Genomic DNA, 12,859 nt, shown 5'->3' on the forward strand with positions numbered 1-12,859 from the left:
GAAAGAGATGGCGGACGCCGAACTCGAACGCAAATCGTGGGAACAACCCGCGGACGCGAGCTTTGCACAATGGTTGGACAGCCGCGTCGCGCGCCTGGAAACGCGTCGTTATGACTGGGATGCGCTGAAGTTCCAGGCCGACTACGACCCGAAGTATCGCCGCGCGCAAATGCGCTATGTCGGCACAGGCGGCACGGGCGTCGCGAAGGACATGAACACGGTGCCTGCGGGCGGCTTCACATTCTCGACGATGGTGATCCCGGCCGGCAACATCGGTCCGAGCCATATCCATATGGATGTCGAAGAAATTTTCTTCGTGCTGCGCGGCAAGATGAAGGTGATCTGCGAGAAAGACGGCGAGACGTGGGAAGCCGTGCTCGGCGAACGCGATCTGATCTCGGTGCCGCCGGGCGTGTATCGCACGGAAGTGAACATCGGCGAAGAAGACGCGTTGATGTGCGTGATGCTCGGTGCAGCCAAGCCGATCACGCCGACGTATCCGCCGGATTCGCCTTTGGCCAAGCTCAAGCGCTAAGCCTTCTGTTATTAGCGCCGTTTTGAAAACACCCGCGAAGGAAATCATGTCCGCAGTCCCGTCCGCCACCGCCGATCAGAACGCTACGCTCGAAGCGCGCCTTGGCCGCTTTCCCGCGCAGCAGATCTGGCTGGCATCGCAACGCGCGGTGAGCTATCGCGATGTGGATAGCGCCGAAGGCGAAGCACTGCCGCTCGTGCTGTTGCACGGTATCGGTTCGGGCGCGGCTTCGTGGGTGCAGCAGTTTGAAGTACTGGGCGAGACGCGCCGTGTGCTGGCGTGGGACGCGCCGGGGTATGGCGCATCAACGCCCGTCGAAGCCGACTCGCCTGCTGCAAGCGATTACGCCACTGTATTGACGGAATGGCTCGACGCGCTCGGCATTGAACGCTGCGTGCTGCTCGGACATTCGCTTGGCGCGATCATCGCGGGTGCGTTTGCTGTGACGAATCCGCCGCGCGTGGCCGGCTTGCTGCTGTTGTCGCCTGCTGGCGGTTACGGCGCTTCGGCGGCGGAAGTGCGCGAGACGAAACGCGACCAGCGTCTCGCCATGATTAACGAACTCGGCCCGCAAGGTCTCGCCGAGAAACGCAGCACCAATATGTTGTCTGTCCACGCGAGCGACGAAGCGCGCGCATGGGTGCGCTGGAACATGTCGCGCGTGATTCCGCACGGTTATGCGCAAGCGACGCATCTGCTCGCGAACGCCGACCTCGCCAGCGATCTCGCGCGTTACACAGGCCGCATCAACGTCGCGGTCGGCGCCGAAGACACGATTACGACCCCGGAAGCCTGCGAGCGACTCGCACTGGCCGCCGGCACCAAACTGCAGGTCGTGCCACGCGCTGGGCACGCCGGCTATATCGAAGCACCCGCCGCGTACACCGCGATCATCGACACGTTCTGCCGCGCGAGCGACGGACAACGGAGCCAATGAATGACGCCCGACACGATTAGCGCCGAGCGCGAAGCGGACGACGACCGCAACGACACCAGCAGCGATATCAGCTATCGCGTGCCGGGTCTGGAACGTGGTCTGAAGATTCTCACCGAGTTCTCGCCGCGCGAGCCGGTACTTGGCGCACCGGAATTATCCAAGCGCCTGAAGATTCCCCGCACGACGGTGTTCCGTCTGCTGCAAACACTCGAATCGCTCGGCTTTCTCGAGCGGGCCGATAAGGACCGCAACTATCGCCTCGGCGTCGCGGTGCTGCGGCTCGGTTTCGAATATCTGAGTTCGCTCGAATTGACGGACTTGGGCTTGCCCATCATCGAAGCATTACGCAACGACACCGGCTTGACGAGTCACATCGTGATTCGCGACGGACGTGATGTCGTATTCGTCGCCAAGGCGCAAAGCCACGCACCGATTTTCAGCTCGGTGAAGGTAAACGTCGGCACGCGCCTGCCGGCCTACGCGACGACGCATGGCCAGGTGCTGATGGGCGACATGACGCTCGAGGATTTGAAAAAGCTCTATCCCGAGCCGGAACTCGAACGCTTCACGAAGCAGACGCCCGCCACGATCGACGACCTGTATGAACGGATTCGCGATGACGCCAAGCGCGGTTACGCGATCAGCGAGTCGTCATTCGAGCGCGGCATTTCGGTGGTGAGCGCGCCGGTGCGCAACGACACGGGCCGCATCGTCGCCGTGATCACGACGACGATTCCGCGCCACGAGATCGACGCCTCGCTGCTCGATAGCGGCCTGATCGACAAGGTTCGCCATGCCGCCGACGAACTCTCGCAGCGGCTCAACTATCGGCCGAAGGGTGGCCCGAACGCGGGTACGAAATACTTTAAGGCACTGGGGCTCAAATGATTCAAATCGACTTGACCGGACAGGTAGCGGTGGTGACGGGCGGTTCGTCCGGCATCGGCCTCGCCACTGCCGAACTGTTCCTGCAAGCAGGCGCTTCGGTGGCGATCTGCGGCCGTGACGCTGAACGTCTCGCACAAGCAGAGGCCACGCTGAGGACGCAGTTTCCCGACGCACAACTGCTGGCACAAACCTGCGACGTGCTGGACGCCGACGAAGTGAACGCATTCACGCAAGCTGTGCAAGCGCGCTTCGGTCGCACTGACGTGCTGGTGAACAACGCCGGCCAGGGCCGCGTGTCGACCTTCGCCGACACCACCGACGACGCCTGGCGCGAAGAACTCGACCTGAAGTACTTCAGCGTGATCCGCCCGACCCGCGCGTTCCTGCCGATGCTGCGCGATGCGGCTGGCTCTGGCCATGCCGCGGTGGTCTGCGTGAACTCGCTGCTCGCACTACAACCGGAGCCGCATATGGTGGCGACTTCGTCGGCTCGCGCCGGTGTGCTGAGCCTTATCAAATCGCTCGCGGTGGAACTTGCGCCGCAACGCATTCGCGTGAATTCGATTCTGATCGGCATCGTCGAATCGGGTCAATGGCGCCGCCGTTATGCGAAGGAAGCGCAGCCGGGCCAGAGCTGGGAAGACTGGACCGCGGAACTCGCGCGCAAGAAAAACATTCCGCTAGGCCGCTTCGGTCGCCCCGAAGAAGCCGCACAAGCGCTCTTTTACCTGGCTACGACGCTGTCGTCCTATACGACGGGCAGTCACATCGATGTTTCTGGAGGCGTTGCACGACATGTCTAACAAAACCACCGTTGGCGAACTGATCGCCGCTTTTCTCGAGCAATGTGGCGTTCAAACCGCATTCGGCGTGATCTCGATCCACAACATGCCGATCCTCGACGCGATCCACAACCGCGGCAAGATTCGCTACGTCGGCGCACGCGGCGAAGCCGGCGCGGTGAATATGGCCGATGGCCTGGCGCGTGTCTCCGGCGGCCTTGGCGTGGCTTTCACCAGCACCGGCACCGCGGCGGGTAACGCTGCCGGCGCGATGGTCGAAGCACTGACGGCGGGCACGGCGCTCTTGCACGTCACCGGCCAGATCGAAACCGAATACCTCGATCAGGACCTCGCTTATATCCACGAAGCGCCGGATCAATTGTCGATGCTTTCGTCGATCTCGAAGGCAGCGTTCCGCGTGCGCTCGGTCGAAACCGCGTTGCCGACAATCCGCGAAGCCGTCCGTGTCGCGCAAACCGCGCCGAGCGGTCCGGTCAGCGTTGAAATTCCGATCGACATCCAGGCGGCCGAAATCGAATGGCCTGCCGATCTGGGCGCGCCGCACGTCACGACGCTCACGCATTGCAGCAAGCGCGTCGCGCAACTAGCAGAGCAACTGGTAAGCGCCAAGCGCCCCCTGTTGTGGCTGGGCGGCGGTACGCGTCATGCACGTGCTGCGGTTGAACGTCTGGTGGCGTTGGGCTTCGGCGTCGTGACTAGTGTGCAGGGCCGTGGCGTGCTGCCGGAAGATCATCCGGCGACGCTCGGCGCGTTTAACGTGCACTCGGCAGTCGAGAGCTTCTACAAGACGTGTGACGCGCTAGTGGTGGTCGGTTCGCGTCTGCGTGGCAATGAAACGCTGAAATACAAGCTGGCGCTGCCGCAACCGCTGTATCGCATCGACGCCGACGCGCTCGCCGATAACCGCGGCTACCGCAACGAGATGTTCATTCACGGCGATGCATCGGCCGTTCTCGAAGAACTCGCGACGCTGCTCGAAGGCCGCCTGAAGGTCGATCCGACTTTCGCGCAAGATCTGGCTGCCGCCCGCGAAAGCGCCGTCGCCGATGTGGGCAAGGGCCTCGGCCCGTACAAGCGCCTTGTCGACGCGCTGCAACAGGCGGTGGGCCGCGACTACAACTGGGTGCGCGACGTCACGATCTCGAACAGCACGTGGGGCAACCGCATGCTGAAGATTTTCTCGCCGCGCGCGGGCGTTCACGCACTCGGCGGCGGTATCGGCCAGGGCATGCAAATGGGTATCGGCGCAGCACTCGCCGGCAATGCCGCGAAGACCGTGTGCCTGGTCGGTGACGGCGGCCTGATGGTCAACGTCGGCGAACTCGCAACGGCTGTGCAGGAAAACGCCAACGTGATGATTGTGCTGATGAATGACCAATGCTACGGCGTGATCCGCAACATTCAGGACGCGCAATACGGCGGGCGCCGCTGCTACGTCGATCTGCACCAGCCGGATTTCGCGCAGTTCTGCGAGAGCCTGAAGCTCACGCACTACCGCATCAAATCGCTCGACCAGGCCGACGAAATCATCCGCGCAGGGTTTGCGAAGACCGGTCCGGTACTGGTCGAAGTGGACATGCTGTCGGTCGGCTCGTTCGCCACCGCGTTCGCGGGCCCGCCGGTCAAGGAACAGGAGCCGGAACATGCGTGAGACCGGCTACGCGGGGCATCACGCACCCGTCGACGTCGCGATGATCGGCTTCGGCGCGATCGGCCAGGCGGTGTATCGCTCGGTCGAGTCGGATCCGACGGTGCGCGTGTCGCACGTGATCGTGCCGGAACGCCATATGGCGTCGGTACGTGACGTGGTGGGGTCGTCGGTCGACGTGGTCTCGTCGGTGTCCGCATTGAACAGCCATCCGCATTTCGCGCTGGAATGTGCGGGGCATAGCGCGCTGGTCGATCACGTGGTGCCGTTGCTGAAAGCCGGTACGGATTGCGCGGTCGCGTCGATCGGTGCGCTGTCCGACATGATGTTGCTGGACGCGCTGTCGGCGGCGGCTGACGAAGGCGATGCGACGTTGACGCTGTTGTCCGGCGCAATCGGCGGCGTGGATGCGCTGGCCGCCGCCAAGCTCGGTGGCCTCGACGAAGTGCTGTACACCGGCCGCAAGCCGCCTACGGGCTGGCTCGGCACACCCGCGGAACAGGTCTGCAATTTGCACACGCTGAGCGAAGAGACGGCGATTTTCGAAGGCAGCGCCCGCGAAGCGGCGCGGCTGTATCCGAAGAACGCCAACGTCGCTGCGACGATCGCTCTGGCCGGCCTGGGTCTGGACCACACCATGGTCCGCCTGATCGCCGACCCGAACGTGTCGCGCAATGTGCACCGGATCGTGGCGCGCGGCGCATTCGGCGAGATGTCGCTGGAAATGTGCGGCAAGCCGCTGCCGGACAACCCCAAGACGTCCGCACTGACCGCGTACAGCGCGATCCGTGCGTTACGCAATCGCGCGGCACGCTGCGTGATTTAAGACATTAGCTGATTAGCTGAAGCAAACCGGAACGACCGACATGACTCACTTTGATACCAGCCTCGTGCCCACCGGCGATATTTTCATCGGCGGCGAATGGCGGCAAGGGCGTGGCAACCCGTACACAAGCCTGTATCCGGCGGATCAGTCGGTCAACATGGAAATCTCGACGGCCAATGCCGACGACGCCCGCGAAGCCGTGGAAGCCGCGGATATCGCCTGGCGCCGCGCGGATTGGTCGGGTTTGAAGCCGCATCAGCGCGCGCTGATTCTGTACCGCATCGCCGATCTGATCATGTCGCGTCATGAGGCGCTTGCACAATTGCAGCGCCGCGACAACGGCAAGCCGATCGGGGAAACGCGTGTATTGGTGGCGAGCGCTGCGAACACGTTCCGCTATTTCGCGGCGTGCCTCGAAACGCTCGACGAAGAAGTCACGCCCTCGCGCGGCGACTATCTGACGATGAGCATCTACGAGCCGATTGGTGTGATCGCGGCCATTACGCCGTGGAATTCGCCGATCGCATCGGACGCACAGAAACTGGCTCCGGCACTGGCAGGCGGCAACGCAGTGGTGTTGAAGCCCGCTGAAGTCACGCCGTTGGTGTCGCTTGCATTGGCTCGTATCTGCGAAGAAGCCGGTGTGCCGAAGGGTGTGATCAGTGTAGTGCCGGGTAAGGGTTCGGTGATTGGCGACGTGCTGGTGCGCCATGCGTTGGTGAAGAAGGTGTCGTTCACGGGTGGCACCGAAGTAGGCCGCGGGATCGCGCGCATCGCGGCAGACAAGCTGATGCCGGTGTCGCTGGAGCTCGGCGGCAAATCGCCGACCATCGTATTCGACGACGCCGATCTCGATCACGCAGTGAACGGTGTGCTGTACGGCATTTTCAGTTCATCGGGCGAAGCGTGCATCGCGGGCTCGCGCCTGTTCGTGCAGCGCTCGATCTACGACGCATTCATGAAGCGTCTGGCTGAAGGCGCTCGCAAGTTGCGCGTCGGCGATCCGTCGCGCGCGGAAACGCAGATGGGTCCGCTCATTACAGCAGCGCATCGCGAAACCGTCGAACGTTACGTCGCTTTGGGTCTGGAAGAAGGCGGCCGCCTGCTGTGCGGTGGCGAGCGTCCGGTTGGCGATGGCCGCGAAGCAGGCACCTACTTCCAGCCGACGATTCTCGAAGGCCTCACGAATGACGCCCGCATCTGTCAGGAAGAAATCTTCGGCCCGGTGCTGGTCGCGATGCCGTTCGACGACGAAGCGTCGCTCCTGAAAGAAGCGAACAATAGTGTGTTCGGTCTCGCCGCCGGCATCTGGACGCGCGATTACAAACGCGCCTACCGGATCGCCCGCGCGCTTGAAACCGGCACCGTGTGGATCAACACCTACAAGCTGTTCTCGATCTCGACGCCGTTCAGCGGCTGGAAGGAGAGCGGCATGGGACGCGAGAAAGGCCGTCTCGGCATCCGCGAATACATGCAACAGAAGAGCCTCTACTGGGGCTTGAACGACGCGCCGCTGGCGTGGGCGAATTAATACGCAAGATACGCAAGAGGCACGTTATGACGATTCTCGGCATTGAACAGATTATTTACGGCGTGACGGATCTCGCCACCTGCCGGCGGTTTTTCGCGGATTGGGGCCTCAAAGAAACCGGGCACGACGAGACGCACGCGCGCTTCGAAACGCTGAACGGCTGCACGATTCTCGCCGTCGATGCGAGCGACCCGTCGCTGCCGCCCGCGTTCGAAGAAGGTCCGACGCTGCGGGAAGTGACCTGGGGTGTGGCAACGAAAGCCGAACTCGACGATCTGCGCGGCCGCTTTGCCGGTCAGCCGGGCCACTTCGAAACGGAAGACGCTGTGGGGTGTATCGACCCGAACGGCATGGCGATTCGCGTTGAAGTGACCCGCAAGCGTGCGCTCGATATTCACGGTTCGCCGTCGAACGTGTGGGGCCAGACGTTGCGCGTCGATCAACCGTCGCCGATTTACGAACGCGCGGAGCCGGTTGAAGTGGGTCACGTGGTGTTCTTCACGAACCAACTCGCGGAACAGGAAAAGTTTTACCAGGAACTGCTCGGCTTCGAAATGTCGGACCGTTATCCGGGCCGCGGCGCATTCATGCGCTGCGCACCGCACGGCGGCCACCACGACATCTTCCTGCTGGCCTTGCCTGGCGGTAAGCGCGGTCTGAATCACGTCGCGTTCACCGTGCGCGATATCCACGAAGTGTTCGGCGGCGGCATGCACGTCAGCCGCTGTGGGTGGGATACGCAACTCGGTCCGGGGCGTCATCCGGTGTCGTCGGCGTACTTCTGGTATTTCCAGAATCCGGCCGGCGGCCTGATCGAGTACTACGCCGACGAAGACCAACTCACGCCCGAATGGCAGCCGCGCGATTTCGAACCGGGTCCGACCGTGTTCGCCGAATGGGCGATCGACGGCGGCATCGACGGCAATACGCGTCGCCAGAAGAACGCGAAGGCGCCGGAAGGCAAGTTCATGACGGAGCGGAAAAATGACTGACGCTGCTGCTGAAAAGGCTCAAGCCGCGCATGCCGGACTCGAAGCGCCGCGCACGATCGTTGTGATCGGCGGTGGTCAGGCGGCGGGTTGGGTCGTGAAGACGTTGCGCAAGGAAGGCTTCGACGGCCGCCTCGTGATGATCGCCGACGAGATTCATTTGCCGTACGAGCGCCCACCGCTGTCGAAGGCCGTATTGGCCGGCGAAGCGGATATTGAAACCGTGCGCCTCGTCACGCCCGACGATTTCGACGCGCTGAATGTCGAAGCATGGCAACCGGATTGCGCGACGTCGATCGATCGCGAACAGCGCATCGTGCGCACGCAGTCGGGTCGTGAAGTGCAATACGACCGGCTGGTGATCGCAACGGGCGGCGCGGCGCGCCGTTTGCCGGAAGCGTTGGTGAAGACCTCGCACATTACCTATCTGCGTACGCTCGACGAAGCCGTCGTTCTGGGCGAACGCCTGCGTGCAAGTAAACGCGTACTCGTTGTCGGCGGTGGCTGGATCGGTCTCGAAGTTGCGGCCACTGCACGCAAGCTCGGTGTGGCAGCGACGGTAGTGGAAGGCGCGCCGCGTCTGTGCGCTCGCTCGTTGCCGCCGATGGTGTCGGATTTCCTGCTGCACCTGCATCGTGCGAATGGCGTGGACGTGCGTTTGAACGTATCGCTCGTGTCGATCGCGGATCATCCGAACGACGCCAACCGTATTCGCGCAACGTTCGCCGATGGCTCCACATTGGACGCCGACTTCGCGGTCGCCGGCATCGGCCTCACGCCGCACACGGCACTGGCGGAAGCCGCCGGTATCAAGGTGGAAGACGGCGTCGTCGTCGATCATTTCGGCGCGACCGACGATCCGCGCATTTTCGCGTGCGGCGACGTCGCGAATCATCCGAGCGCGTGGTTGAAGCGCCGCGTGCGGCTCGAATCGTGGGCCAATGCGCAGAACCAGGCGATCTCGGTGGCGAAAGCGTTGCTCGGCACCTTTGAACCGTATGCGGACATCCCGTGGTTCTGGTCCGATCAATACGACGTCAATCTGCAAATCCTCGGCGACATTCCGGGCGGTGCGCAACTCGCTGTACGCGGTGACTTGCCGGGCAAACGCGCCACGCTTTTCCATCTGGAAGACGGCACGATCCGCGGCGTGATCGCTATCAACACGCCACGCGAACTGAAATTGTCGCGCAAGTGGATGAACCAAGGCCGCACCATCGACCTTGCCACCCTGACTGACGCCTCAACGGCGCTTGCCTAACCACATTACGGACGGCACCACGGCATGAGAACCATCGACAACACCATGGGGGACCGCAGCAGCGCCGGTGTCTCAGGCCCCGTGACCCGGGGTTCCATCATCGCGCGTCTCGAGCGCTTGCCGAAGAATGCGATGCAGGTGCGCGCGCGCATTTTGATCGGTCTCGCGACGTTCTTTGACGGCTTCGACGTGATCGCTATCGCGGCCACGCTGCCGATCCTGATTGCGAAATGGCATCTGACGCCGTGGGAAATTGGCTTCCTGATCGGCTCCGGTTCGGTCGGGCAGTTGATTGGCGCATTCGTGTTCCCGTGGTACGCGGAGCGCAAAGGCCGCGTGAAGGCGATTGCGTTGAGCTCGGGGATCATCGGCATTACGAGTATTGCGTGCGGCTTTGCGCCGACGTTTGCCGTGTTCGTCGCGTTGCGGGTGATTCAAGGGCTTGGGCTCGGCGGTGAATTGCCGGTGGCCGCGACGTACATCAATGAGATCAGCCGTGCACATGGCCGCGGCCGCTTCGTGCTGTTGTATGAAATCGTTTTCCCCGTTGGCCTGCTTGCATCGAACGCGTTGGGTGCCTGGATCGTCCCGCGTTTCGGCTGGCAAGCAATGTACTTCATCGGCGGCATGCCGTTGATCCTCTTCTTTGTGCTGCGCAAGCTTGTGCCGGAATCGCCGCGCTGGCTCGCCGAACGTGAACGAATGGCCGATGCCGATGCAGCCGTGCATGCTTTCGAGCGCGTGGTGAAGGGTCCGCTGCCGCCGGTCGCCAATTCGGCTGAGTTCGAAGCGATGGTCAATCGTCATCCGAAGCGGCGCATGAGCGACCTGTTCGGTCCGGCGTATCTGAAGCGCACGATGGCTGTGGCGATGCTGTGGATGACGTGCGGCTTCATTCAGTACGGCCTGTCGACCTGGCTGCCGACGATCTATCGCACGGTTTATCACGCGCCGCTGCAACTGGCGCTGAATCTGGCGGTGGCGGCTTCGGTGCTGGGGGTGGTGGGTTCGCTGACGTGTGCGTTGCTGGTCGATAAGGTGGGTCGCAAGCCGATTATCAATTTGTCGTTCTTGGCGTGTGCGTTGTCGTTGCTGCTTGCGGGTGTGTTCCACAACTCGTCGGTGTATGTGGTGGCGGCGTGCTGCGCGTTCGCGCTCGGCTTCCTCGCTTGCGGCTTTATCACGGCTTATGTGTACACGCCGGAGTTGTATCCGACCAGCATCCGTGCGATGGGTTGTGGTGTCGGCGGCGCGTGGCTGAAGGTGGCGGCGATTTTCGCGCCGGCTATCGTGTCGAAGACGATGATCGGCGGCAATCTGGATGTCGCGTTCTATATCCTCGCGGTTGTGCCGTTCATTGCGGCGATCGCGGTGCACTTTCTTGGGATCGAGACCAAGGGCAAGGTGCTGGAGCAGCTTGAGGCTTGATGCTTTTGGGCGTGTGACGAGTTTGGTGGGCGGTTGATGTAAAAGCAGAACCGCAATGGCAGGGAGATGAAGGGCGCACTGGGTGGTGCGCCCTTTGTTTTTGGGGCGGCCCTTCGGATGCAACCTTAAGGCGCTGTTCCGCGCGCCCCGCGTCGCTGCTTGAATTCCTCGATAATCCACACACTCATCAACCCCGCGCTCACGCAGGCGATGATGTCCGGTTTGGAGACTGCAAGCGCCAACCAGAAGAGGTGGACATACCCTCGAAAGAATCCCGGCACTGCCCGGCGCAGATCATTCCAACGCGTCGTCGCCAACACGCCGCCCGCTGCGGCCATCACCGTAAAGAGCGCCCACGCAAACTGCGTCGAACGCTCATCACGTTGCAACAGCAAAACGATCAACGCGGCGAAACCCGCAAACCACAGCGTTGCCCCGAACCGCGCGAGGCGCGGCCGGCGTGCGAGCCAGCCACGCCACTCCTGTTGCACAAAAGAGAAGAAGAACGCGAACAGCACCCCGTGCGCAAATGGCATCTGCCACGCGCGAGGATCGGTGGAGAGCCAATGGCCGACGAAGCCGAACCCGGTCGCCCCGACGGCGGCCAGTATCACGAGTTGCTTGATGCGGGGCCATCCACAGATCAACGTGGCCCATATCGTGCAGATGCCGAGTGCGCCCATTGCGATCGAGGTCAAGCGCCCACTGCCGCCGTCGCACAGCGCGGCGCCAGTCGCGCCAAGCCACACCGGCACCCACCCATAACGCAGCCAGCCATTCGAGCGCAGCGTCCGCAATCGCTGTTGCTGCGGTTCGGATAGCAGCACGGTCATCGCGGCGCTGGTGACCAGTGTCACCATCAGCGTGCCCAGAAGCACGGCCAACTGAATGGGCGTCCATTGATCGAACCACCGATCGCCATTGAGGTTCATCGACGCGTCGGCGAACAGCAAGCCGCACCAGGCGCTAAGCGCGAGCGCCGGACCGAACAGGCGGCCCGTGCCGAGCCGGAACGTCAGGCAACGGGTCCAGAATTCGACCTTCTCGCTGTCGAGCCGCAGGCGCACGACGTTCGGATGATAGCGACTGAGCGCAGTCAGTAACTGTTCCATCTCGGTGCGCACGCCTGCGCGAAGCAGTGCGTGTGCGCCCGCCGCCAGCGTGGGCTGCGGCCCTTCGAGGAGTGCCATGGCATTCGTGAAGCGCAGCCGCAGCGCGTTGTAGTCTTCGTCGGCGAACACACGGTCCAGCGCGAGGGTCGCGACAGCCGCGTTGCGACGACGCAGATGGGCGGCGTTGTCCCGCCACCCAAGGACCGCACTCAGGTTCATGCGCAGCGTGGCCGGTGCTTGCTCGTTCAGGCAGTGAACCAGCGCCTGCCATTCGAGTTCGTCGCGCGTCTGAATATTGACGACGGCGGCGAATAAATCCTGCAGGGAACGGCGCGACTCGAGCTGATCCCGTTGCGCGACGAAGTCTTGCCAGAGCTGGGCAGCGCGTTCGAAGGCGTCGGGTTCGCGAGGGTGGGCCGCAGGCGGTGCATGTTCGATGCTAGATGGCTGCGGCGTCTTTTGCGCAGCGGGTGTCCTACGCGAAACGGGCGTTGTCTCCGTGTCAGGCATGGAGTGGACCGTGGCCTCGGCGCTCGCGCTCGTCGGAGTCCGCATTGACGTCGGCTCAGGCACCGGCACCGATATCGGCTCCGGCTTCGCCTCCGGCACAGGCACAGGCACAGGCATCGACACCGGCTCTGGCGCCGTGCCAGGCACAGGCACCGATACCGGCATTGATTTATGCACCGGCACCGCGGCTATCTTCTCCGCTGCTGCGCCGCTCGCCATCTGCAACGCAGATTCATACGCGTACCGAAGCCGCTGAAACGCCTCGGCGTCCTCATCCGGGCGTTGCTGTTTCAGGAGACGCGCATAAGCGCGGCGCACGGTGCGCTCGTCGGCGTTCGCCGCAATGCCGAGCACGTCCCACGGCCAGTGATAGGCAGAAGTCGTATCCATG

11 protein-coding genes are annotated in these 12,859 nt (G+C 63.0%); 10 read left to right on the forward strand and 1 reads right to left on the reverse strand.

What is annotated here, in order from left to right:
* Positions 1–7: 7 nt before the first annotated feature.
* The 10 genes from PQQ96_RS27515 to PQQ96_RS27560 are packed head-to-tail and all read left to right on the forward strand — an operon-like array spanning position 8 to position 10,846.
* On the forward strand, positions 8–535 hold the full coding sequence (locus PQQ96_RS27515) for a cupin domain-containing protein (RefSeq protein ID WP_074289220.1): 528 nt from the start codon (positions 8–10) through the stop codon (positions 533–535).
* A gap of 46 nt (positions 536–581) precedes the next feature.
* Entirely contained in the window at positions 582–1,472 is an 891-nt protein-coding gene (locus PQQ96_RS27520) for an alpha/beta fold hydrolase (RefSeq protein ID WP_408298504.1), read from the forward strand.
* Positions 1,473–2,360, forward strand: coding sequence for an IclR family transcriptional regulator (locus PQQ96_RS27525; RefSeq protein WP_408298506.1), 888 nt, complete (start codon positions 1,473–1,475; stop codon positions 2,358–2,360).
* Positions 2,357–3,163 (forward strand): SDR family oxidoreductase, encoded by an 807-nt coding sequence (locus tag PQQ96_RS27530; protein WP_408298508.1) that lies wholly within the window; start codon positions 2,357–2,359, stop codon positions 3,161–3,163. Before PQQ96_RS27525 ends, PQQ96_RS27530 begins: the two co-directional genes overlap by 4 nt.
* A complete protein-coding gene (locus tag PQQ96_RS27535) occupies positions 3,156–4,814 on the forward strand; it encodes a thiamine pyrophosphate-binding protein (protein ID WP_408298510.1) in 1,659 nt (552 codons plus the stop codon). Before PQQ96_RS27530 ends, PQQ96_RS27535 begins: the two co-directional genes overlap by 8 nt.
* Positions 4,807–5,637, forward strand: a complete 831-nt coding sequence (locus PQQ96_RS27540; protein ID WP_408298512.1) for an aspartate dehydrogenase — start codon at positions 4,807–4,809, stop codon at positions 5,635–5,637. Before PQQ96_RS27535 ends, PQQ96_RS27540 begins: the two co-directional genes overlap by 8 nt.
* A 40-nt stretch (positions 5,638–5,677) precedes the next feature.
* Positions 5,678–7,168: an aldehyde dehydrogenase gene (locus PQQ96_RS27545; protein ID WP_408298514.1), complete on the forward strand. Its 1,491-nt coding sequence runs from the start codon at positions 5,678–5,680 to the stop codon at positions 7,166–7,168.
* A gap of 26 nt (positions 7,169–7,194) precedes the next feature.
* Positions 7,195–8,160, forward strand: a complete 966-nt coding sequence (locus PQQ96_RS27550; RefSeq protein ID WP_408298515.1) for a VOC family protein — start codon at positions 7,195–7,197, stop codon at positions 8,158–8,160.
* Positions 8,153–9,418: an NAD(P)/FAD-dependent oxidoreductase gene (locus PQQ96_RS27555; protein ID WP_408298517.1), complete on the forward strand. Its 1,266-nt coding sequence runs from the start codon at positions 8,153–8,155 to the stop codon at positions 9,416–9,418. Before PQQ96_RS27550 ends, PQQ96_RS27555 begins: the two co-directional genes overlap by 8 nt.
* A 24-nt stretch (positions 9,419–9,442) precedes the next feature.
* Positions 9,443–10,846, forward strand: a complete 1,404-nt coding sequence (locus tag PQQ96_RS27560) for an MFS transporter (RefSeq protein WP_408298518.1) — start codon at positions 9,443–9,445, stop codon at positions 10,844–10,846.
* Between the two features lie 125 nt (positions 10,847–10,971).
* Here PQQ96_RS27560 and PQQ96_RS27565 read toward each other — a convergent pair whose 3' ends face one another.
* Positions 10,972–12,858 carry a J domain-containing protein gene (locus tag PQQ96_RS27565; RefSeq protein WP_408298520.1) on the reverse strand — a complete coding sequence of 629 codons (1,887 nt, stop codon included), beginning with the start codon at positions 12,856–12,858 and terminating at the stop codon, positions 10,972–10,974.
* Between the last annotated feature and the right edge of the window lies 1 nt (position 12,859).

Source organism: Paraburkholderia sediminicola, from assembly GCF_046027825.1.
Taxonomy (GTDB): Bacteria; Pseudomonadota; Gammaproteobacteria; order Burkholderiales; family Burkholderiaceae; genus Paraburkholderia; species Paraburkholderia sediminicola_D.